We start from the raw sequence: 20106 nt of genomic DNA, 5'->3' as shown, positions 1-20106 counted from the left end.
CTTACTTGATCAGACCATCCAGCGGCGAGGAGGCGCTGGCATAAAGTTTTTTCGGCATGCGCCCGGCGAGATATGCCAGACGGCCTGCCACAATGGCGTGTTTCATGGCTTCAGCCATCATGATCGGCTGCTGCGCGTTAGCGATGGCCGAGTTCATCAGCACCGCTTCGCAACCCAGCTCCATGGCGATGGTTGCGTCGGAAGCAGTACCGACACCCGCATCCACCAACACCGGGATCCTGGCTTCTTCGAGGATGATCTGCAGGTTGTACGGGTTGCAGATCCCCAGGCCAGTACCGATCAGGCCGGCCAGCGGCATCACGGCGATGCAGCCGATTTCTGCCAATTGTCGGGCAATGATGGGGTCATCGCTGGTGTAGACCATGACGTCGAAACCTTCTTTGACCAGTACTTCAGCGGCCTTGAGGGTTTCGATTACGTTGGGAAACAGGGTTTTCTGATCAGCCAGGACTTCAAGCTTGACCAGGTTATGACCATCCAGCAGTTCGCGGGCCAGACGGCAGGTGCGCACCGCTTCGATCGCGTCATAGCAACCGGCGGTGTTCGGCAGGATGGTGTAACGATCCGGCGGCAGGATGTCGAGCAGGTTCGGTTCACCCGGGTTCTGGCCGATATTGGTCCGACGTACGGCAACGGTGACGATCTCGGCACCCGAGGCCTCGATGGCCAGGCGGGTTTCTTCCATGTCACGGTACTTGCCGGTACCTACCAGCAAACGCGACTGGTAAGTACGACCGGCCAGGACGAAGGGCTTATCGCTACGAACGTTGCTCATGGGAAATCCTCTGTTGGGGTGAGGTTCTGCAGAATGTGTCGACGCTGAATAACCGAGTGATCTAACCGCCGCCGATGGCGTGCACCACTTCAACCTGGTCACCCTCGGCGAGGGCCGTCTCGGCGTGCTGGCTGCGCGGGACGATATCCAGATTGAGTTCGACCGCCACCCGTCGTCCGGTCAGATCCAGACGGTTCAGCAGGGCCGCGACGGTTTCGCCGTCGGGCAGTTCGAAGGATTCACCGTTCAACTGAATGCGCATGCCGGATGCCGTCATCATTTTTAGGGGCCAGCATTCTAGCCCGATCAGTCAGGCCGACCCAAGCCATTCGTCATGAAATGGACCGCTCGGTCAGCTCAACCGCCAAGCGGCAAGGCCGAGGCAGAACCAGCCGACCAGAAAGGCCAACCCGCCAAATGGCGTGACGATACCCAGCGTGCTGACACCGGTCAGGGTCAACAGGTACAGACTGCCGGAGAACAGCAAGATGCCGATGGCGAATGAAGCGCCCGCCCAGTTCATCAAACGCCCGGAAATCTGTGTCGCCAGCAACGCTACCGCCAGCAATGCGAGGGTGTGCACCAATTGGTAAGTGACCCCTGTGTGAAAAATCGCCAGGTACTCCGCGCTCAGGCGACTTTTCAGGCCATGAGCAGCAAACGCTCCAAGGGCGACGCCGGTAAACCCGAAGAAGGCAGCCAGCATCAGAAAGCCACGCAGCATGAGGAACTCCAGTCAGAATCATTCAACAAGGTCTGTATAATGACCCGCTCCACGGGTTCGACCAAGCCATCTCTATGCTGCGTTTACTTTTTCGTCGTTTCACCAAAGCCCTGTTCTGGTTCGCAGTTGGCAGCGTTTTGCTGGTACTGGTGTTTCGCGTCGTGCCACCACCAGGGACGGCGTTGATGGTCGAACGCAAGGTCGAATCCTGGTTCGACGGCGAGCCTATTGAGCTGCAACGCAGCTGGCGGCCGTGGAACGAGATATCCGACGACTTGAAAATCGCGGTGATTGCCGGCGAGGACCAGAAGTTCTCCGAGCACTGGGGTTTTGATTTCGGCGCGATTGAGGCGGCGCTCGCCCATAACGAGCACGGCGGCTCGATCCGCGGTGCCAGCACCCTGAGCCAGCAAGTATCGAAAAACCTGTTTCTGTGGTCCGGTCGCAGCTGGCTGCGCAAGGGCCTGGAAGCCTGGTTCACGGGGCTCATCGAAGTCTTCTGGCCCAAGCAGCGGATTCTTGAGGTGTACCTCAACAGCGTCGAGTGGGATGACGGCGTGTTCGGCGCCGAAGCGGCGGCTCGGCATCACTTCGGCGTCAGCGCGGCGTCCTTGTCGCGTCAGCAGGCCAGCCTGCTGGGGGCCGTACTGCCTAACCCGCGAGCCTGGAGCGCCAGCCATCCGAGCAGCTATGTTGCAGGACGCGCGAGCTGGATTCGTCAGCAGATGGGCCAGTTGGGTGGGGATGGCTATCTCGCGGGGTTGAACGATTCGCGCAGGGCGCCTTGGGCGCTGTGATCATTGGAGAGTGATGCAGAACCTGTAGGAGCGAGGCTTGCCCGCGATGAACGATGACGCGATGTTTCAGATATACCTCGGTCGCAGCTATCGCGGGCAAGCCTCGCTCCTACAACAGCACAAACAAAAACGCCCCGATCAGATCGGGGCGTTTTTTTGTCTGGATACTGCGTTCTAAGCGGCGATCGACAGTTTCAGCTTGTTCATCGCGCTCTTCTCAAGCTGACGAATACGCTCGGCTGACACGTTGTACTTCTGCGCCAGGTCATGCAGCGTGGCTTTATCTTCTGCCAGCCAGCGCTGGTAGAGAATGTCGCGGCTTCGATCGTCGAGCACTTCCAGCGCTTCGTGCAGGTTGCTGCTGGAGTTGTCGGTCCAGTCGGCGTCTTCCAGTTGACGCGCCGGATCGTACCGGTGGTCTTCCAGATAGTTGGCCGGCGACTGGAAGGCGCTGTCGTCGTCTGCTTCCGCAGCCGGGTCGAAGGCCATGTCATGGCCGGTCAGGCGACTTTCCATCTCGCGCACTTCCCGCGGCTCTACGCCGAGGCTTTCTGCCACACGATGGACTTCTTCGTTGTTCAGCCAGGCCAGACGTTTTTTCTGGCTGCGCAGGTTGAAGAACAGCTTGCGCTGAGCCTTGGTGGTGGCGACCTTGACGATGCGCCAGTTGCGCAGGATGAATTCGTGGATTTCAGCCTTGATCCAGTGCACGGCGAACGACACCAGGCGCACACCCATTTCCGGGTTGAAGCGTTTTACCGCTTTCATCAGGCCGACGTTGCCTTCCTGGATCAGGTCAGCCTGAGCCAGACCGTAGCCGGAATAGCTACGCGCTATATGTACTACAAAACGCAGGTGGGCGAGCACCATCTGCCGAGCCGCCCCAAGATCCTGCTCATAATAGAGACTCTCGGCCAGTTCACGCTCCTGCTCCGGTGTCAGCAATGGGATGCTGTTCACCGTGTGCACATAAGCCTCCAGGTTTGCACCCGGGACTAAAGCATATGCAGGTTGCAAAGAAGTGGTCATACGAAAAAACCTCCGACTCACATAACTCGTGCAGTTCAGCACTGCGAAAATTGACCGGAAACCGTAGGACAAGTTCCCTAGAAAACTGAAAGGTCAATACAAGCAAAAAGACACTACTTAGGCGCAAGCTCCCTGAGGTGGCGTGCTACCGCAATCCAAGCACCGATATACCCTAACAGCACCGCGCCAAGCAAGAGCGACAGACCATCGGCGGGTGGCACCCCCGCCAGTGCAAAATCACTGCCGTACAACCCGGCCAGCCCGACCACCGCGTCGTTCAGCCAGTTGAGCCCGAACGCCAATACGCCCCAGGAAAAAATCCCTGCACCGAAGCCATAAAGCGCACCCATATATAGAAAGGGCCTACGCACATAGCTGTCAGTGCCGCCGACGAGTTTAATCACTTCTATCTCTGTGCGGCGGTTTTCAATATGAAGACGAATGGTATTGCCTATCACCAAAAGTAATGCAGAAACCAAAAGCACGGTCAGACCGAACACAAAACGGTCCCCCAGCTTGAGAATCGCTGCCAGGCGCTCGACCCAGACTAGATCAAGCTGTGCCTGTTGCACCTTCGGCAGCCCGGAAAGTCTTTGTCTTAATGCTTCAAGGGTGGGCTTGTCGACTTCATTCGGGGTCACCAGGACCACGCCTGGCAACGGATTCTGCGGCAGCTCTTTGAGCGCCTCGCCCAGGCCAGACTGCTGTTGAAACTCTTCCAGCGCCTGATCACGGCTGATGTACTCAGCATCCGCGACGCCCGGCAGGCCCTTGATCTGCTCACGCAGGTGCTCGCCTTCGTTGGCGCTGGCGTCGAGTTGCAGGTACAGGGAAATCTGCGCCGCGCGCTGCCAGGACCCGCCTAGACGTTCGACATTGCTCAGCAACAGCGAAAGCCCCATCGGCAAGCTGAGGGCAACGGCCATCACCAGACAGGTGAAAAAGCTGCCGATCGGCTGTTTGCCCAGGCGACGCAGGCTGTCCAGCAGGCTGGCGCGGTGACTCTCGATCCAGGCATGCAGCAAGGTGCTGAAGTCCGGGCCGTCGTCATCGTCGCGTTTTTTCTTCTGCGGTTGCGGGTCGGCGGCCTTTGGCGCCACACGCTCGGAAACCTTCGGACTGCGTGTCGCACTCATGCCCCAGCCTCCCCGTCGCCGATAAGGCGGCCGCGTTGCAGCGTCAGCATGCGATGACGCATGCGGGCAATCAGCGCCAGGTCGTGGCTGGCGATCAGCACGCTGGTGCCCAGCCGGTTGATGTCTTCGAATACACCCATGATTTCCGCCGCCAGACGCGGGTCGAGGTTACCGGTCGGTTCGTCCGCCAGCAGCAGTGCCGGGCGGTGAACGATGGCACGGGCAATACCGACGCGCTGTTGCTGGCCGGTGGACAGGTCACCCGGGTACAGGTCGGTCTTGTCCGAAAGCGCCACACGCTCAAGGGCCGAGTCCACGCGCTTGGCGATTTCAGCCTTGGACAGGCCAAGAATCTGCAACGGCAAGGCGATGTTGTTGAACACCGTGCGATCGAACAGCAACTGGTGGTTCTGGAACACCACGCCAATCTGCCGACGCAGGAAAGGAATCTGGGCATTGCTGATCTGACCCAGATCCTGGCCGGCCAGCAGCAACTTGCCGGTAGTCGGGCGCTCCATGGCCAGCAACAGCCGCAATAAGGTGCTTTTACCGGCGCCGGAATGGCCCGTAACAAACAAAAATTCGCCCCTTCGGACTCGAAAGCTCAGCTCATGCAAGCCGACGTGTCCGTTCGGATAGCGTTTACCGACCTGTTCGAAACGAATCATGAACGCTCCCGCTCGGCAAAAAGTGCCTGGACAAAGGGTTCGGCTTCAAAAGTACGCAGATCATCGATGCTTTCACCGACACCGATGTAGCGAATGGGCAGGCCAAATTGCTTGGCCAGGGCGAAAATCACCCCGCCCTTGGCCGTGCCGTCGAGCTTAGTCAACGCCAGACCGGTCAGCTCGACCGTCTGATGGAATTGTTTGGCCTGGTTAATAGCGTTCTGGCCAGTGCCGGCGTCGAGCACCAGCAGTACTTCGTGCGGCGCATCGGCGTCGAGTTTGCCGATAACCCGACGAACCTTCTTCAGTTCTTCCATCAGGTTGTCTTTGGTGTGCAGGCGACCGGCGGTGTCGGCGATCAATACATCAATGCCACGGGCTTTGGCGGCCTGGACTGCATCGAAGATCACAGACGCGGAATCGGCCCCGGTATGCTGGGCGATCACCGGGATCTTGTTGCGCTCGCCCCAGACCTGTAATTGCTCGACCGCCGCCGCACGGAAAGTATCACCGGCCGCAAGCATGACTTTCTTGCCTTCGAGTTGCAGTTTCTTCGCCAGCTTGCCAATAGTGGTGGTTTTACCGGCACCGTTCACACCAACCACCAGAATCACGAATGGCTTGTTCTGCGAGGTGATGTTCAGTGGCTGCTCGACCGGTTTGAGCATGCTCGCAAGCTCGGCCTGCAGGGACTTGTAGAGTGCATCGGCGTCGGCCAGCTGTTTACGTGCGACCTTCTGGGTCAGGCTCTGGATGATCACCGAAGTCGCTTCGACACCGACGTCAGCGGTCAGCAGACGGGTTTCGATATCTTCCAGCAATTCGTCATCGATCAGCTTCTTGCCCAGGAACAGGCTGGCCATGCCCTCGCCGATGCTGGCACTGGTCTTGGACAGGCCTTGCTTGAGGCGGGCAAAGAAACCGACTTTGTTTTCTTCGCGACTGGCACCGACCGGCTCCGCGGCTGCAGGCAATTCACTCGGCGCGCTGGGTACTGGCGCAACAGGCGCAGTAACAACCGGTGCAGCGACTGGCACTGGCGCCGGAGCCTGGACAGGTTCTGGAGCAACAAATGCGGCAATCACTGACTCTGGGACATCGGGTTCAACAGCAACCGGCTCAACAAACGAAATCGGCTCGACAGCCAGTAGCTCTACCGCTTGCTGAGTGACCGTTGGCGCAGGAATCGGCGGAGTGATATGCGGCGCCAGCTCATCTTCGACCAGCCCCACCGGCTCTTCTGCCACCGGCAGGACCAGCCAGGGCTTGTGCTCGACTTCCGGCGTCAGCGGTGCTTCCTGCGCCAGAGCAGGTTCAGCTACAGACTGATGCACCGACTCAGTGATCGGCAACACCAGCGGCGCCGGCGCTTGTGCAACAGGCGCAGCTTCTATTACCGGCTCAGGAACGGCCTCAGGAAGTGGCTTTGGCTGTTCGACGACGGTTTCCTGCGGCTTTTTGCGCAGCCACCCGAACAGGCTTTTTTTCTCGCCAGCCGCAGCTGGGCTCTTCTTGTCGTCGTTGGAACCAAACATGGATGACGGCTATCTCAAGGTAGCGACGCGCCAATGTGACGCCTCGACAGATAAATATTCGATGCAGAACAGACTGCTTTTTAGCCAGCTTGTTCACGCGCAACATTTTGTCGAGGTGCCCATCGGCACCTCAAAGGTCGACTAATACGAAGGACTGGTACGGCATCGTCGGCGAAAACGCAGAGTTTAGTTGACAAACTCAAAGCTTCAGCCGCAAACCCAAACAACCTGCTGACCGTTCAAAGGCCTGATAGGCGTGGCCGCCAGTAAAACGGATCAGTATCCTAGGGCGTGTCATCAATCATTACCAGTACCGCGTGGCCGCCTGAAAACCGGCCTGATAGTGCGCGGTACTGGTAATGATTGATGACACGCCCCAACCTCTCGCCCGCCGACGCCAAGACCAAGCGGGCAGCCCAACAGGTTTAAAAACGAATGAATGCTCTAGCCCGCCGCGCCGCAGGCCTGTTGCTCAGCACAGTTTGTCTGCCTCTTTCAGCTCTGGCTGCCGACCCACAGCCCACCCACGAGTTCACCCTCGACAACGGCCTGAAAGTGGTCGTGCGCGAAGACCATCGCGCTCCCGTGGTGGTTTCGCAGATCTGGTACAAGGTCGGCTCCAGTTATGAAACCCCGGGCCAGACCGGTTTGTCCCACGCTCTGGAACACATGATGTTCAAGGGCAGCGAGAAAGTCGGTCCCGGCGAAGCATCGTTGATCCTGCGCGATCTGGGCGCCGAAGAGAACGCGTTCACCAGCGACGATTTCACCGCCTTTTACCAGGTACTGGCTCGCGACCGCCTGGGCGTGGCTTTCGAACTGGAAGCCGACCGCATGGCCAACCTGCGCCTGCCGGCCGATGAGTTCAGCCGCGAAATTGAAGTGATCAAGGAAGAGCGTCGCCTGCGCACCGACGACAAGCCGACGTCCAAGGCCTTCGAGCGCTTCAAGGCCATGGCTTACCCGGCGAGCGGTTACCACACGCCGACCATCGGCTGGATGGCGGACCTGGACCGGATGAAGGTCGAAGACCTGCGCCGCTGGTACCAGTCCTGGTATGTGCCGAACAACGCCACGCTGGTGGTGGTCGGTGATGTGACCCCGGATGAAGTCAAAGCCTTGGCCCAACGCTACTTTGGTCCGATCGCCAAACGTGCCATACCGCCAGCGAAGATCCCGCTGGAGCTGGCCGAGCCCGGCGAACGCCAGATCACCCTGCACGTGAAGACCCAACTGCCGAGCCTGATGCTGGGCTTCAACGTGCCAAGCATCGCCACTGCGGTGGACAAGCGCTCGGTGAATGCCTTGCGACTGATCTCGGCCCTGCTCGATGGCGGTTACAGCGCACGCCTTCCGACCCAACTGGAGCGCGGCGAAGAGCTGGTCTCCGGTGGCTCGTCGAGTTACGACGCCTACACCCGTGGCGACAGTCTGTTCACGCTCTCTGCGACGCCCAACTCCCAGAAAAAGAAAACCATGGCCCAGACCGAAGCGGGCCTGTGGCGCCTGCTCGAACAGTTGAAAACCACCGCCCCCACCACGGATGAACTGGAGCGCGTCCGCGCCCAGGTGATCGCCGGCCTGGTCTTCGAGCGTGACTCGATCACCAGCCAGGCCACTGCCATCGGCCAGCTGGAGAGCGTCGGTCTGTCCTGGAAACTGATGGATACCGAACTCGCCGAGCTGCAAAGCGTGACTCCGGAAGACATCCGCAACGCCGCCCGCACCTATTTCACCCGCGAACGTCTCAGCGTTGCGCATGTCCTGCCCGAGGAGACAACACATGAGTGAGCGCAAAAAATCACGCCTGGCCTTGATCGGCCTGGTACTCGTCGCGCTGGTCCTTTCACTGGGTTTCTACTTCAGCCGCCCAGGCCAATCCGATGCCAGCCAGGCACTCGATCAGGCCAAGGCCAGCAAAAAGCTGCAATCGCTGACCGAGCTGGACGGCAAGGCGCCAAGCCACCGTGCGCTGGACGTACAAACCTGGAAAACCGCCGAAGGCGCCAAGGTGCTGTTCGTTGAAGCCCGCGAACTGCCGATGTTCGACATGCGCCTGACCTTCGCCGCGGGTAGCAGCCAGGATGGCAGCACACCCGGTCTGGCGCTGCTGACAAACGCCATGCTCAATGAAGGCGTGGCTGGTAAAGACGTCGGAGCGATTGCCGAAGGCTTCGAAGGTTTAGGTGCCGATTTTGGCAATGGGGCTTATAAAGACATGGCGATAGCATCGCTGCGCAGCCTGAGCGCCGTTGATAAACGCGCACCTGCCTTGAAGCTGTTTGCCGAAGTCGTGGGCAAACCGACACTCCCGGCTGACTCGCTGGCGCGAATCAAAAACCAGATGCTCGCCGGTTTCGAATATCAGAAGCAGAGCCCCGGCAAACTGGCGAGCCTTGAGCTGATGAATCGCTTGTACGGCAATCATCCTTATGCCCACGCCAGCGATGGCACGGCAAAAAGTATTCCGTCGATCACCCCTGCGCAAATACGGACGTTCCATGACAAGGCTTATGCCGCTGGCAATGTGGTGATTGCCTTGGTCGGCGACCTGTCACGCACGGAAGCCGAAGCCGTTGCCGCGCAAGTTTCCGCCGCGCTGCCGAAAGGTCCGGCGCTGGCCAAAATCGAGCAACCGGTTGAGCCAAAGGCCAGCATTGGCCATATCGAGTTCCCGTCCAATCAGACCAATCTGATGCTCGCGCAACTGGGCATTGACCGTGATGATCCGGACTACGCGGCGCTGTCCCTGGGCAACCAGATCCTCGGCGGCGGTGGTTTCGGTACACGGCTGATGGACGAAGTCCGCGAGAAGCGCGGCCTGACCTATGGCGTATACTCCGGTTTCTCCCCGATGCAGGTCCGCGGGCCGTTCATGATCAATCTGCAAACCCGCGCCGAGATGAGCGAAGGAACGCTGAAACTGGTCCAGGACGTTCTCGCCGATTACCTGAAAACCGGTCCGACCCAGAAAGAACTGGACGACGCCAAGCGTGAACTGGCCGGCAGCTTCCCGCTGTCCACCGCGAGCAACGCCGATATCGTCGGTCAGCTTGGTGCCATGGGTTTCTACAACCTGTCACTGAGCTACCTTGAAGACTTCATGCAACAGTCCCAAAGCCTGACCGTCGACCAGGTCAAGACTGCGCTGAACAAACACCTGAGCGCTGACAAAATGGTTATTGTCAGCGCCGGGCCAACCGTTCCACAAAAGCCGTTACCGGCCCCTACTGACAAACCTGCCGAGCAACCGCTCGGGGTTCCGGAGCATTAATGGCCAGCCCATCGCGTCCCAGCAAAAAACCTGTTCACAACGTCCATAACGGCGTTGGTCAGCTGCGTATCATCGGCGGAGAATGGCGTAGCCGTCGCCTGAGCTTCCCGGACGCTCCGGGCCTGCGCCCGACCCCGGACCGCGTCCGCGAAACCCTGTTCAACTGGCTCGCACCGTACGTCGTCGGGGCCAAAGTGCTCGACCCGTTTGCCGGTAGCGGCGCACTGTTCCTCGAAGCCCTGTCCCGTGGCGCTGCCATGGGCCAGGCGCTGGACAGTAGCAACATTGCCGTTTCCAGTCTGCGCGAGCACCTGGGCACCCTGCGCTGCACCACCGGTCACGTGCAGACCGCCGACGCCTTGCGCTACCTGGAAACCCAGCCGGCGACGCCGTTCGACCTGGTATTTCTCGATCCACCGTTCAACCAGAACCTGTTGCCCGCTGCCTGCACACTGCTGGAAGAGCGCCAATGGCTGGCCGACGCCGCGTGGATCTATACTGAAAGCGAAACGGCGCCCTCGACGCTCGGCCTTCCAGCCAGCTGGCGCCTGCACCGGGAGCAAAAATCCGGGCGGGTGCACTACGCGCTGTGGCAACGTATGGCAGAGACCGTCGGTTAATCGACCGGCCTGAAAAAGGTTCATACCCGGGGTCTGTTGACAGACCTTGGGTACGCAATTGTGCACCGAGAAAAATCGTGCCTACACCGTCAGATCGTTTCACCCCTGCCTTTGGCTTGGGCAACCCGCACCTGCAAACCTTGTGGGGCCCACTGTGGCGCAAAACCACTCATCTCGACCGGCAACGTGAACGACTCTGGCTTGAAGATGGCGACTTCCTCGACCTCGACTGGCATGGCCCTCATAGCTCCAATGCCCCCTTGGTGCTGGTGTTGCACGGACTGACCGGGTCTTCAAACTCGCCCTATGTGGCCGGGTTGCAAAAAGTGCTGGCAGCTCGAGGCTGGGCCAGCGTGGCGCTGAACTGGCGCGGCTGCTCGGGCGAACCGAATCTGTTGCCACGCAGCTATCACTCCGGCGCCAGCGAAGACCTCGCGGCAACGATCAGCCATCTGCGGGCCCAGCGGCCGTTGGCTCCGTTGTATGCAGTCGGCTATTCGCTGGGCGGTAATGTGCTGCTCAAACATCTCGGGGAAACCGGCCACGACAGCGAGCTGCTGGGCGCCGTGGCGGTTTCGGTACCCTTTCGTCTCGACCAGTGCGCTGACCGTATCGGCCAGGGTTTTTCCAGGGTTTATCAGGCGCATTTCATGCGCGAGATGCTGGCCTACATCAAAAACAAGCAACGGCGATTCCTGCATGACGGCCGCCACGAAGGCCTGGCCACCCTGGACGGGCTCGGCTCGCTGGACAACTTGCGGACTTTCTGGGATTTCGACGGCCGGGTCACCGCGCCACTGAATGGGTTTCTGGATGCCGAAGACTATTACCGGCGCGCCTCCAGTCGTTATTTTCTCGGGGCCATCCGCACACCGACCCTGATCATTCAGGCAGCTGACGATCCGTTCGTATCCCTCCACAGCTTGCCGCAGGCTGAAGAGCTGTCACCGAGCACGCAGTTTGAATTGCAGACCAAGGGTGGGCATGTCGGTTTTGTCGACGGAACCCTGCACAAACCCGGCTACTACCTGGAACGCCGTATCCCGCATTGGCTGACCGGTGCAGGTCACAGGTAGCGATGATGAACACTGAGGGCGAGTCGATCCGCTTCTGGCAAGCCGCGCCGCTGGCCGGTGTCGAGTTATTGGCCGCCCGCTACATCGAGCACCGTTTTGTACCCCATGTGCATGATGGTTATGTCATTGGCCTGATCATGGCCGGCGCCCAGCGTTATCGCTATCGCGGCGCAGAACATCTGGCGGGCACCGGGACATTGGTGCTGATCAATCCGGACGAATTGCACACCGGCCACAAAGGTACCGATGACGGGTGGCTGTATCGGGCCTTTTATCCAGACAACGAGCAGATTCTCTCACTGCTGGCCGAGCTCGAACTCCCGGCCAACAGCCTTCCGGCATTCGGTGCCACGCTCTATCGCGATCCGGACCTGGTGAGCGGCTTCTGCCAGCTGCACCGGTTGCTGGAAAGCCCGGCCACGGCGCTGCAACAGCAGACAGTCTGGCGGGAAATGATGCTGTCTTTGCTGCAACGGCACGCGGGAGTGCCCACGCCCGGTAAGCCAGGGCAGGAACATCGCGCCATCGTCCAGGCCAAAGAGCTGCTGCAATCGCAACTGGCCTCGCCGCCCTCCCTCGAAGAACTGGCCACTGCGGTTAACCTGTCACCCTTTCATTTCGCCCGAGTGTTTCGCCGGGCAACCGGCATGCCGCCACATACCTGGCTGATGCAGCAGCGCATTGCTCAAGCGCGGGCATTGTTGCGCAAAGGTTGCCTGCCGCTGGAAGTGGCGACGCAATTGGGCTTCGCCGACCAGAGCCATCTGAGCCGGCAGTTCAAGCAAGTCTATGGCGTCGGGCCGGGGGCTTATCGGACCGCAAGCGCAAGATCGTTCAAGACAGACTTTTCCTGAGCTGCCTAAGATGCGGGCAACAAGGAGAGTCTTGATGACCCGCAAACAGCTTTATTCCCGAGGTATCCGCGACAGCTTTGCCATGGCCGTGGGCATTCTGCCGTTCGGGCTGATCTTCGGCACATTGGCCGGCGCCGCTGGCCTGACGTTATGGCAAGCGGTCGGTATGTCGCTATTCGTCTACGCCGGTTCCGCGCAATTTATCGTCATCAGCCTGTTCGGCGCAGGTGCCAGTGCGGTGGTGATTCTGCTGACGACCTTTATCGTCAATCTGCGCCACGTGCTTTACAGCGCCACCCTGCAGCCTCATGTCAGCCAGTTGCCGCAGCGTTGGCGAGTGTTGTTGGCGTTTTGGCTGACGGATGAAACCTTCGCAGTGGTTCAACGCTTCTATCTGCTGCACGGTGATCGCCCGCTTGCGCACTGGTATTGGCTGGGCGTCACCAGTTCGCTGTATGTGTGCTGGGTGTCGAGTTCACTGGTGGGTGTGCTGTTCGGTCAGGCCGTGCCGGACTTGGCGAGCTGGGGGTTGGAGTTTGCCATGCTGGCGACCTTTATCGGCATCGTCGTGCCGTTGCTGCGCAATAAACCACAAGTTGCTGCCGCACTGGCGGCAGGCGCCGTAGCATTGGTGACCTATGGCTGGCCCTACAAACTCGGACTGATGGCAGCCGCCTTCAGCGGGATTGCGGTGGGCGCAGTGTTGGAGCGTCGACGATTGGCGACTCAGACTGGCAAGGAGTTGCACTCATGAGTTACTGGTGGCTGATTTTCGGCATGGCCGCGATTACCTTTGTGCTGCGCTACAGCTTGTTCGCCTGGCCAAATCTGAGCTTCCCGCCGCTGGTGCGCCAGGGTTTGCACTATGTGCCGACAGCAGTGCTGACAGCTATTGTAGTGCCCGGCATGTTGCTGCCCGATGGTGAGCATTGGGCGCTGAACCTGAGTAATGCGTACCTGTTGGCGGGGTTGGTCGCGATTGCCATTGCCGCGTTGACCCGGCATTTGCTGGCGACCATTGGAGGCGGGTTGCTGGTGTTCTTTTTGTTGCGCTGGATGATGGGGCAATTGCCGGTCTAGTGATCGTTCCCACGCTCCGCGTGGGAATGCCGCCCGGGACGCTCTGCGTCCGCCGTTGATGTGACGCAGAGCGTCACTGGATGCATTCCCACGCAGGAGCGTGGGAACGATCGTTATCTTCAATCGCCCTTGGCGATGCCACGCTTGGGATCGGTAATCCACTCACTCCACGATCCTGCATACAGACTGGCCAGCGGATAACCTGCCAGGCACAACGCAAAAAGGTTATGGCAAGCCGTCACGCCGGAACCGCAATAGGCCACCAGTTCACTCGGCGAGCGGTCACCCAGCTTCGCAGCGAAACGTTGCTTGAGCTGGTCTGCCGGGAGAAAACGCCCGTCGCCACCCAGGTTTTCGCTGAACGCCGCGCATTGTGCGCCGGGGATGTGCCCGGCCACGGGGTCGATCGGCTCCACCTCGCCACGGAAACGCGGCTGGGCGCGAGCATCGAGCAAGGTCAGGGTTGGCTGGCCGAGGCGCTTTTGCAGTTGTTCGGCACTCAATAGCAGCGAGTCGTCTGGTGTACCTGCAAAGCTGCCGGGGCGTGTATCAGGCGCGTCCAGACTCAACGGCAAACCAGCCGCGTGCCAGGCCTTCAAGCCGCCATCGAGAATGAACACACCGTCGCGCTTGCCCAGCCAGGCCAGCAGCCACCAGGCGCGTGCGGCAAATGCACCGGGGCCATCGTCATACAGCACAATTTCACTTTCGGCATTGATACCCCAGGCCTGCAAACGCTCAGTCAGCTGCTCAGGATCCGGCAACGGATGGCGACCGGTCACCCCCTTGATCACAGGACCGCTGAGGTCACGCTCCAGATCGGCGAAAGATGAGCCGGCGATATGCCCTTCGGCATAACTGCGCTGGCCGTAGTCCGGGTCTTCCAGGGCAAAACGGCAATCCAGAATCACCAGCCCGGCCTGCTCCTTTTTCAAGTCCAGAGCTTGAGGGCTGATCAATTGCGCAATGGGCATAACGGGCTCCTGTGATTAAGTCTGTGGTTGATCCTACTGCACTTCTTCCAGTGCCTGCGCCAGCGGCACATAAAACTCATCGAACAGCGCAGTCACTGCCTCCCGAGCCTGGTCAGTGACAAATCCGGCTTCCAGTACCAACACCTGATAGACCCCGCGCTTGATGGCCTCTTCACTCAGATGCGTGGAATTTTCCCTCGTGGTGCAGAGAAAGCGCACCCAGGAGGTGAGGATGATCCAGGCGTTGAGGGTCAGCGATTCAATCTGGACCCTGCCCATGCTCAGGATTCCGGCCTCGACAAAGCCCTCGTAAATGGCCGTGCCCTGGATCAGACAGCGCTGGGAAAACCGTCGGTAGCGAGCGGCCAGTTCCGGGTCACTGTCGAGCAGGTGTTCGAGGTCTCGGTGCAGGAATCGGTAGCGCCACATGGCGGCGAGCAGCGCCTGCAGGTAATAACGTTTGTCTTCGACCGTAGCCGCACGGCCCTGGGGTGGGCGCAGGAAACTGTCCACCAGGTTTTCGTACTCACTGAACAGCACGGCGATGATCGCCTGCTTGTTGGGGAAGTGGTAGTACAGGTTGCCCGGGGAAATTTCCATGTGGGCCGCGATGTGGTTGGTGCTGACGCTACGCTCGCCCTGCTGATTGAACAGCTCAAGGCTGTTCTGGACGATGCGCTCGCTGGTTTTTATCCGTGGGGCCATGGGCTGGGCTTTAATTCAGAGTGCGTTAACGAGCATCTTACGACCTATCCCGAATCGGATAAATCAAAGCTGTCGAGTGATGTCATTTGACATTTTAGAGCATAGACTCTAAAAACAAGCCTCTCGAATAAAAATCGGAGCCATCCATGCCTGCCGACATTGCCTATCTGCAAGACTCTCAACCGCAACTGGATGAGCTCCACAGGCTGTTTGCCGCCCAGCGCCAGGCCTATGCGGCCCACCCAATGCCACCAGCGGCGCAACGCCAGCAATGGCTCAAGGCCTTGCGTCATGTGTTGAGCGACGAACGCCAGGCGTTGATCGACGCCATCAGCCAGGATTTCAGCCACCGCAGCGCCGATGAAACCTTGCTTGCCGAACTGATGCCCAGCCTGCACGGCATTCATTACGCCAGCAAACACCTCAAAGGCTGGATGAAATCGTCCCGACGCAAAGTAGGCGCAGCCTTCCAGCCCGCCTCGGCCAAAGTCATCTATCAACCACTGGGCGTGGTCGGGATTATCGTGCCGTGGAACTATCCGCTTTACCTCGCCATCGGCCCCTTGGTCGGCGCGTTGTCCGCCGGTAATCGGGTGATGCTCAAGCTCAGCGAGTCGACGCCGGCCACCGGGCAATTGCTCAAGGAATTGTTGGCTCGGGTCTTTCCAGAAGACCTGGTCTGCGTTGTATTGGGAGAAGCCGAGGTCGGCATGGCGTTTTCCAGACTACGCTTCGATCACCTGCTGTTTACCGGCGCCACCAGCATTGGCAAGCATGTCATGCGCGCCGCGGCAGAACACCTGACCCCCGTGACCCTGGAACTGGGCGGCAAATCGCCGGCCATTGTCTCCGCCGACGTACCGCTCAAGGATGCCGCTGAACGCATCGCCTTCGGCAAAACCCTGAACGCGGGACAAACCTGTGTCGCTCCGGATTACGTGCTGGTGCCGGAGGACCGCGTTGGCGCCTTCATCGAAGCCTATCGCAAGGCCGTTCGCGGGTTTTATCCCAAGCTTGCAGACAACCCGGACTACACCGCGATCATCAATGACCGACAAATGGCACGGCTCAACGGTTACCTCAGCGACGCCACCAGCAAGGGTGCGTTGCTGATCCCGCTGTTCGAACAGGGTCAGGGTCGACGCATGGGCCACAGCCTGTTGCTGAACGTCAACGACGAAATGACCGTAATGCAGGACGAAATCTTCGGTCCAGTGCTGCCCATCGTCCCCTACACCGGCCTGGATCAAGCCTTTACCTACATCAACCAACGACCGCGTCCGCTGGCGCTCTACTACTTCGGCTACGACAAGGCAGAACAAAGCCGCGTGCTCAACGAAACCCACTCAGGGGGCGTTTGCATCAACGACACCCTGCTGCACGTCGCTCAAGACGATATGCCGTTCGGCGGCATCGGCGCATCGGGGATGGGCCATTACCACGGCCGTGAAGGCTTCCTGACGTTCAGCAAGGCCAAGGGCGTGCTGACCAAGCAGCGGCTGAATGCGGCGAAACTGATTTACCCGCCTTACGGAAAATCCATCCAGAAGCTGATTCAGAAGCTGTTTGTCCGCTAACCACATTGCTGTCGGGTAATAACAATAATGAACCCAAGCCTGTCTGAATCACCCGAGCTGTCACGACGCGGTCTATTGACGTTCGGCCTGTGCGCCAGTGCCTTCCTGGCCACTGCCGGGCTTGGCGCCAGCCTCAGCGGCTGCTCGGCCAGCACCCCGGCCAGCGGTTTTGCGATTCTGCGCAGCAGCGACCTGCCATTTCTACGGGCACTGATCCCGGTGATGCTCGAGGGTGCCGTGGCCATCGAGAAAATGCCTGTGGCCATCGACGGCACCCTGCAAAGCCTGGATCGCGGTCTCGATCACCTGTCGCCGGAAATGCTCAAGCTGACCCGGCAACTGTTCGATGTGCTCGGCATGGCCATCACCCGTGGGCCATTGACCGGCATCTGGGGCAGTTGGGAGAACGCCAGCGTCAATGACATCCGGCACTTTCTCAAGCGTTGGGAAAACAGCTCGTTGAGCCTGCTGCGCATGGGCCACAGCTCGCTTGTGCAACTGGTGATGATGGCCTGGTACGGTCGCACCGAATCGTGGGCGCACTGCGGTTATCCGGGGCCGCCGAAGGTTTGAGATTTGCGGTGCCCCATTCGCGGGCAAGCCTCGCTCCTACGGACTGGTCCAAAAAAACTGGACCACAACAGTTTGCTCGCGATTGCCCGCGTAGCGGCCACCTGCGTTTAATCCATAAAAACAAGAGCACCTGATATGCCCGTACCTGATCTGTTTCGCGAGGGCCTGGCCCGTGGCTGGAAAACCCATGACGGCTCGCAACTGGAGCAGGACCTGACGCTGGAAGCGGACGTGGCGATCATCGGCAGCGGTGCCGGCGGCGGCACTACGGCAGAGATTCTCAGCGCCGCCGGCTACAAGGTGCTGCTGATCGAAGAAGGCCCGCTCAAGACCAGCAGCGACTTCAAGATGCTGGAAGATCAAGCCTACGCCAGCCTCTATCAGGAAGGCATCGGCCGCATGAGCAAGGACGGTGCGATCACCATCCTGCAAGGCCGCGCGGTCGGCGGCACGACGTTGATCAACTGGACTTCGAGCTTTCGAACCCCGCAGCCGACTCTTGAGCACTGGGCCAAAGAACACAATGTCAAAGGCCACAGCCCTGCCGAGATGGCGCCCTGGTTCGAGAAAATGGAGCAGCGCCTGGGCATCGCGCCGTGGATGGTGCCGCCCAATGCCAACAACGACGTGATCAAGAATGGCTGCGAAAAGCTCGGCTACAGCTGGCATGTGATCCCGCGCAACGTTCGCGGGTGCTGGAACCTCGGTTATTGCGGCATGGGCTGCCCGACCAACGCCAAACAATCGATGTTGGTGACCAGCATTCCGGCAACCCTGGAAAAAGGCGGCGAACTGCTGTATCTGGCCCGCGCCGAACATCTGTTGATCAAAGATGACAAGGTCACTGGCCTGCAATGCGTGGCCATGGACGCACGCTGCGTCGCGCCGACCGGGCGCAGCATCACCGTCAAGGCACGGCACTATGTTCTGGCCGGCGGCGGCATCAACAGCCCGGCGTTGCTGCTGCGTTCCAAGGCGCCCGACCCCCATGAGCGGCTCGGCAAACGGACCTTCTTACACTTGGTAAACATGTCTGCCGGGCATTTCGACGGCGTAATCAACCCGTTCTACGGCGCGCCCCAATCGATTTATTCCGACCATTTTCAATGGCAGGACGGCACTACCGGCAAAATGTCCTACAAGCTGGAAGTCCCCCCGCTGCACCCGGCGCTGGCCAGCACCCTGTTCGGTGGTTTCGGTTCCGACAACGCACTGCGCATGGAACAACTGCCCCACACCCACGCCATGCTTGCACTTCTGCGTGATGGCTTTCACCCCGACAGCCCCGGCGGCAGTGTCGAGTTGCGCGGTGATGGCACACCGGTGCTCGACTATCAGGTATCACCTTATGCCTGGGATGGCCTGCGCCGGGCCTTCCACAGCATGGCGCAAATCCAGTTCGCCGGCGGCGCAAAGGAAGTCATGCCCCTGCATAACGATGCCCGTTATGTAAAAACCCTCGCGCAAGCCCGCACGCTGATCGACGGTCTGAGCCTTGAGTTGTATCGCACGCGCCTGGGTAGCGCTCACGTGATGGGCGGCTGCGCCATGGGCGAAGACCCGAAAAATGCCGTCTGCGACAGCCTCGGCCGGCATCATCAGTTGGGCAATCTGTCGATCCACGATGGCTCGTTGTTCCCCACCAGCATTGGCGCCAACCCGCAGCTGTCGGTCTACGGACTGACGGCGCAATTGGCGACTTCACTGGCCGAGCGTTTAAAAAACTCGTGAAAAAGCACATTATTCGTATCGTCTATAGTGCTTTCTTCCCCCAAAGGCGACTTGGCCGACCGGGAAGGCTGCGATACCATCCGACTCCCCAACGGACTCCCGCCAGGACGACGCGATGAACCGAGTGTTGTACCCAGGTACCTTCGACCCGATTACCAAGGGCCATGGCGATCTGGTCGAACGCGCCGCGCGCCTGTTCGACCATGTGATCATTGCCGTCGCCGCCAGCCCGAAGAAAAACCCGCTTTTCCCCCTGGAACAGCGTGTGGAGCTGGCCCGCGAGGTCACCAAACATATACCGAACGTTGAAGTCGTCGGTTTCTCCACGCTGCTTGCGCACTTTGCCAAGGAAAAGAACGCCAATGTGTTCCTGCGTGGCCTGCGAGCGGTGTCGGACTTCGAATACGAATTCCAGCTGGCCAACATGAACCGCCAGTTGGCGCCGGATGTGGAAAGCCTTTTCCTCACCCCGTCAGAGCGTTATTCGTTCATTTCTTCGACGCTGGTTCGTGAAATTGCCGCCCTGGGCGGCGATATCGCCAAGTTCGTCCACCCGGCCGTCGCTGACGCCCTGACCCTGCGCTTCAAGAAGTAGTCAGGGAACAGCCCATCGCGCCCGCGTGCACTGCGGGCGCCAATGCGGCACAATTGCAGCATTAGTTTTCAGATGCCTGGGCCAGCCGCCCCGGCAGGAGTGCGCCATGTCCCTGATCATCACCGACGACTGCATCAATTGCGACGTCTGCGAACCCGAGTGCCCGAACGCCGCCATCTCGCAAGGCGAAGAGATCTACGTGATCGACCCGAACCTGTGCACCCAGTGCGTCGGCCATTACGACGAACCGCAGTGCCAGCAGGTCTGCCCGGTAGACTGCATCCCGCTGGATGAAGCCCATCCGGAAACCAAAGAACAGCTAATGGCCAAGTACAAGATCATTACTGGCAAGGCGTAAACTT

23 protein-coding genes are annotated in these 20106 nt (G+C 59.8%); 14 read left to right on the top strand and 9 right to left on the bottom strand.

Annotation, left to right across the window (positions count from 1 at the left end):
- Nucleotide 1: 1 nt before the first annotated feature.
- From AC07W5_RS02415 to AC07W5_RS02405, 3 genes are all read right to left on the bottom strand, one after another.
- On the bottom strand, nt 2–796 hold the full coding sequence (locus AC07W5_RS02415) for a thiazole synthase (RefSeq protein WP_494990720.1): 795 nt from the start codon (nt 794–796) through the stop codon (nt 2–4).
- 61 nt (nt 797–857) lie between these two features.
- Nucleotides 858–1058 carry a sulfur carrier protein ThiS gene (gene thiS / locus AC07W5_RS02410; protein ID WP_494991175.1) on the bottom strand — a complete coding sequence of 67 codons (201 nt, stop codon included), beginning with the start codon at nt 1056–1058 and terminating at the stop codon, nt 858–860.
- A gap of 90 nt (nt 1059–1148) precedes the next feature.
- Nucleotides 1149–1520 carry a DUF423 domain-containing protein gene (locus AC07W5_RS02405; RefSeq protein ID WP_494990721.1) on the bottom strand — a complete coding sequence of 124 codons (372 nt, stop codon included), beginning with the start codon at nt 1518–1520 and terminating at the stop codon, nt 1149–1151.
- A gap of 74 nt (nt 1521–1594) precedes the next feature.
- Here AC07W5_RS02405 and mtgA point away from each other — a divergent pair, with 74 nt between their 5' ends.
- The gene (gene mtgA / locus AC07W5_RS02400; RefSeq protein WP_495022726.1) at nt 1595–2317 is read left to right on the top strand and encodes a monofunctional biosynthetic peptidoglycan transglycosylase; all 723 of its coding nucleotides are present in this window, start codon (nt 1595–1597) and stop codon (nt 2315–2317) included.
- 174 nt (nt 2318–2491) lie between these two features.
- Here mtgA and rpoH read toward each other — a convergent pair whose 3' ends face one another.
- From rpoH to ftsY, 4 genes are all read right to left on the bottom strand, one after another.
- Nucleotides 2492–3346 (bottom strand): RNA polymerase sigma factor RpoH, encoded by an 855-nt coding sequence (rpoH, locus tag AC07W5_RS02395; RefSeq protein WP_494990723.1) that lies wholly within the window; start codon nt 3344–3346, stop codon nt 2492–2494.
- 113 nt (nt 3347–3459) lie between these two features.
- On the bottom strand, nt 3460–4482 hold the full coding sequence (gene ftsX, locus AC07W5_RS02390; protein WP_494990724.1) for a permease-like cell division protein FtsX: 1023 nt from the start codon (nt 4480–4482) through the stop codon (nt 3460–3462).
- Nucleotides 4479–5150: a cell division ATP-binding protein FtsE gene (ftsE, locus tag AC07W5_RS02385; RefSeq protein WP_494990725.1), complete on the bottom strand. Its 672-nt coding sequence runs from the start codon at nt 5148–5150 to the stop codon at nt 4479–4481. The genes ftsX and ftsE overlap by 4 nt, the downstream gene beginning before the upstream one ends.
- Complete coding sequence (ftsY, locus tag AC07W5_RS02380; protein ID WP_495022725.1) at nt 5147–6685, bottom strand: signal recognition particle-docking protein FtsY; 1539 nt, start codon at nt 6683–6685, stop codon at nt 5147–5149. The genes ftsE and ftsY overlap by 4 nt, the downstream gene beginning before the upstream one ends.
- On the opposite strand from ftsY, the gene AC07W5_RS02375 reads away from it, so the two are divergent.
- The 8 genes from AC07W5_RS02375 (at nt 6684) to AC07W5_RS02340 (ending at nt 13589) form a co-directional block, all read left to right on the top strand.
- On the top strand, nt 6684–6830 hold the full coding sequence (locus AC07W5_RS02375; protein ID WP_494990727.1) for a hypothetical protein: 147 nt from the start codon (nt 6684–6686) through the stop codon (nt 6828–6830). The two genes, ftsY and AC07W5_RS02375, sit on opposite strands and share 2 nt — an antisense overlap.
- A 290-nt stretch (nt 6831–7120) precedes the next feature.
- Nucleotides 7121–8476 (top strand): M16 family metallopeptidase, encoded by a 1356-nt coding sequence (locus AC07W5_RS02370; RefSeq protein ID WP_495013095.1) that lies wholly within the window; start codon nt 7121–7123, stop codon nt 8474–8476.
- Nucleotides 8469–9959, top strand: a complete 1491-nt coding sequence (locus AC07W5_RS02365) for a M16 family metallopeptidase (protein WP_495022724.1) — start codon at nt 8469–8471, stop codon at nt 9957–9959. Before AC07W5_RS02370 ends, AC07W5_RS02365 begins: the two co-directional genes overlap by 8 nt.
- Nucleotides 9959–10579, top strand: coding sequence for a 16S rRNA (guanine(966)-N(2))-methyltransferase RsmD (gene rsmD, locus AC07W5_RS02360; protein WP_494990730.1), 621 nt, complete (start codon nt 9959–9961; stop codon nt 10577–10579). Before AC07W5_RS02365 ends, rsmD begins: the two co-directional genes overlap by 1 nt.
- 77 nt (nt 10580–10656) lie before the next feature.
- On the top strand, nt 10657–11655 hold the full coding sequence (locus AC07W5_RS02355; protein ID WP_494990731.1) for a hydrolase: 999 nt from the start codon (nt 10657–10659) through the stop codon (nt 11653–11655).
- Between the two features lie 2 nt (nt 11656–11657).
- On the top strand, nt 11658–12509 hold the full coding sequence (locus AC07W5_RS02350) for an AraC family transcriptional regulator (RefSeq protein ID WP_494990732.1): 852 nt from the start codon (nt 11658–11660) through the stop codon (nt 12507–12509).
- A 34-nt stretch (nt 12510–12543) separates the two neighbouring features.
- Nucleotides 12544–13263 (top strand): AzlC family ABC transporter permease, encoded by a 720-nt coding sequence (locus tag AC07W5_RS02345; RefSeq protein ID WP_494990733.1) that lies wholly within the window; start codon nt 12544–12546, stop codon nt 13261–13263.
- Entirely contained in the window at nt 13260–13589 is a 330-nt protein-coding gene (locus AC07W5_RS02340; RefSeq protein WP_494990734.1) for an AzlD domain-containing protein, read from the top strand. Before AC07W5_RS02345 ends, AC07W5_RS02340 begins: the two co-directional genes overlap by 4 nt.
- A 119-nt stretch (nt 13590–13708) precedes the next feature.
- On the opposite strand, the gene AC07W5_RS02335 is transcribed toward AC07W5_RS02340, so the two are convergent.
- Complete coding sequence (locus AC07W5_RS02335; protein WP_495013093.1) at nt 13709–14563, bottom strand: sulfurtransferase; 855 nt, start codon at nt 14561–14563, stop codon at nt 13709–13711.
- Nucleotides 14564–14596: 33 nt separating this feature from the next.
- Nucleotides 14597–15268 carry a TetR/AcrR family transcriptional regulator gene (locus tag AC07W5_RS02330; protein ID WP_494990736.1) on the bottom strand — a complete coding sequence of 224 codons (672 nt, stop codon included), beginning with the start codon at nt 15266–15268 and terminating at the stop codon, nt 14597–14599.
- A 146-nt stretch (nt 15269–15414) separates the two neighbouring features.
- Between AC07W5_RS02330 and AC07W5_RS02325 the strand changes: the two genes are divergently transcribed.
- The 5 genes from AC07W5_RS02325 to AC07W5_RS02305 all read left to right on the top strand — a co-directional run bounded on the left by AC07W5_RS02325 (nt 15415) and on the right by AC07W5_RS02305 (nt 20102).
- Nucleotides 15415–16845, top strand: coding sequence for a coniferyl aldehyde dehydrogenase (locus AC07W5_RS02325; protein WP_495022723.1), 1431 nt, complete (start codon nt 15415–15417; stop codon nt 16843–16845).
- Between the two features lie 27 nt (nt 16846–16872).
- Nucleotides 16873–17418, top strand: coding sequence for a twin-arginine translocation pathway signal protein (locus tag AC07W5_RS02320; protein ID WP_495022722.1), 546 nt, complete (start codon nt 16873–16875; stop codon nt 17416–17418).
- Nucleotides 17419–17553: 135 nt separating this feature from the next.
- Nucleotides 17554–19149 carry a GMC family oxidoreductase gene (locus tag AC07W5_RS02315; protein WP_495013090.1) on the top strand — a complete coding sequence of 532 codons (1596 nt, stop codon included), beginning with the start codon at nt 17554–17556 and terminating at the stop codon, nt 19147–19149.
- Nucleotides 19150–19264: 115 nt separating this feature from the next.
- Nucleotides 19265–19744 carry a pantetheine-phosphate adenylyltransferase gene (gene coaD, locus AC07W5_RS02310; RefSeq protein ID WP_494990740.1) on the top strand — a complete coding sequence of 160 codons (480 nt, stop codon included), beginning with the start codon at nt 19265–19267 and terminating at the stop codon, nt 19742–19744.
- A 106-nt stretch (nt 19745–19850) separates the two neighbouring features.
- Nucleotides 19851–20102: a YfhL family 4Fe-4S dicluster ferredoxin gene (locus AC07W5_RS02305; protein ID WP_495013089.1), complete on the top strand. Its 252-nt coding sequence runs from the start codon at nt 19851–19853 to the stop codon at nt 20100–20102.
- The last annotated feature ends 4 nt before the right edge of the window (nt 20103–20106 follow it).

It is taken from the genome of Pseudomonas sp. GW821-FHT01E05 (assembly GCF_059422425.1).
The sequence above is the reverse complement of the archived record's forward strand: the minus strand, read 5'-3'. Positions and strand labels throughout refer to the sequence as shown.

Bases quoted from the DNA above. Each gene is read 5' to 3' on its own strand.
- AC07W5_RS02415 (WP_494990720.1), bottom strand. From the start codon at position 796: ATGAGCAACGTTCGTAGCGATAAGCCCTTCGTCCTGGCCGGTCGTACT.
- AC07W5_RS02335 (WP_495013093.1), bottom strand. From the start codon at position 14,563: ATGCCCATTGCGCAATTGATCAGCCCTCAAGCTCTGGACTTGAAAAAG.
- AC07W5_RS02375 (WP_494990727.1), top strand. From the start codon at position 6,684: ATGGATGACGGCTATCTCAAGGTAGCGACGCGCCAATGTGACGCCTCG.
- AC07W5_RS02365 (WP_495022724.1), top strand. From the start codon at position 8,469: ATGAGTGAGCGCAAAAAATCACGCCTGGCCTTGATCGGCCTGGTACTC.
- AC07W5_RS02350 (WP_494990732.1), top strand. From the start codon at position 11,658: ATGATGAACACTGAGGGCGAGTCGATCCGCTTCTGGCAAGCCGCGCCG.
- rsmD (WP_494990730.1), top strand. From the start codon at position 9,959: ATGGCCAGCCCATCGCGTCCCAGCAAAAAACCTGTTCACAACGTCCAT.
- AC07W5_RS02340 (WP_494990734.1), top strand. From the start codon at position 13,260: ATGAGTTACTGGTGGCTGATTTTCGGCATGGCCGCGATTACCTTTGTG.
- AC07W5_RS02405 (WP_494990721.1), bottom strand. From the start codon at position 1,520: ATGCTGCGTGGCTTTCTGATGCTGGCTGCCTTCTTCGGGTTTACCGGC.
- ftsE (WP_494990725.1), bottom strand. From the start codon at position 5,150: ATGATTCGTTTCGAACAGGTCGGTAAACGCTATCCGAACGGACACGTC.
- thiS (WP_494991175.1), bottom strand. From the start codon at position 1,058: ATGCGCATTCAGTTGAACGGTGAATCCTTCGAACTGCCCGACGGCGAA.
- AC07W5_RS02315 (WP_495013090.1), top strand. From the start codon at position 17,554: ATGCCCGTACCTGATCTGTTTCGCGAGGGCCTGGCCCGTGGCTGGAAA.
- ftsX (WP_494990724.1), bottom strand. From the start codon at position 4,482: ATGAGTGCGACACGCAGTCCGAAGGTTTCCGAGCGTGTGGCGCCAAAG.
- coaD (WP_494990740.1), top strand. From the start codon at position 19,265: ATGAACCGAGTGTTGTACCCAGGTACCTTCGACCCGATTACCAAGGGC.
- AC07W5_RS02305 (WP_495013089.1), top strand. From the start codon at position 19,851: ATGTCCCTGATCATCACCGACGACTGCATCAATTGCGACGTCTGCGAA.
- AC07W5_RS02320 (WP_495022722.1), top strand. From the start codon at position 16,873: ATGAACCCAAGCCTGTCTGAATCACCCGAGCTGTCACGACGCGGTCTA.
- AC07W5_RS02325 (WP_495022723.1), top strand. From the start codon at position 15,415: ATGCCTGCCGACATTGCCTATCTGCAAGACTCTCAACCGCAACTGGAT.
- AC07W5_RS02330 (WP_494990736.1), bottom strand. From the start codon at position 15,268: ATGGCCCCACGGATAAAAACCAGCGAGCGCATCGTCCAGAACAGCCTT.
- AC07W5_RS02370 (WP_495013095.1), top strand. From the start codon at position 7,121: ATGAATGCTCTAGCCCGCCGCGCCGCAGGCCTGTTGCTCAGCACAGTT.
- rpoH (WP_494990723.1), bottom strand. From the start codon at position 3,346: ATGACCACTTCTTTGCAACCTGCATATGCTTTAGTCCCGGGTGCAAAC.
- AC07W5_RS02345 (WP_494990733.1), top strand. From the start codon at position 12,544: ATGACCCGCAAACAGCTTTATTCCCGAGGTATCCGCGACAGCTTTGCC.
- ftsY (WP_495022725.1), bottom strand. From the start codon at position 6,685: ATGTTTGGTTCCAACGACGACAAGAAGAGCCCAGCTGCGGCTGGCGAG.
- mtgA (WP_495022726.1), top strand. From the start codon at position 1,595: ATGCTGCGTTTACTTTTTCGTCGTTTCACCAAAGCCCTGTTCTGGTTC.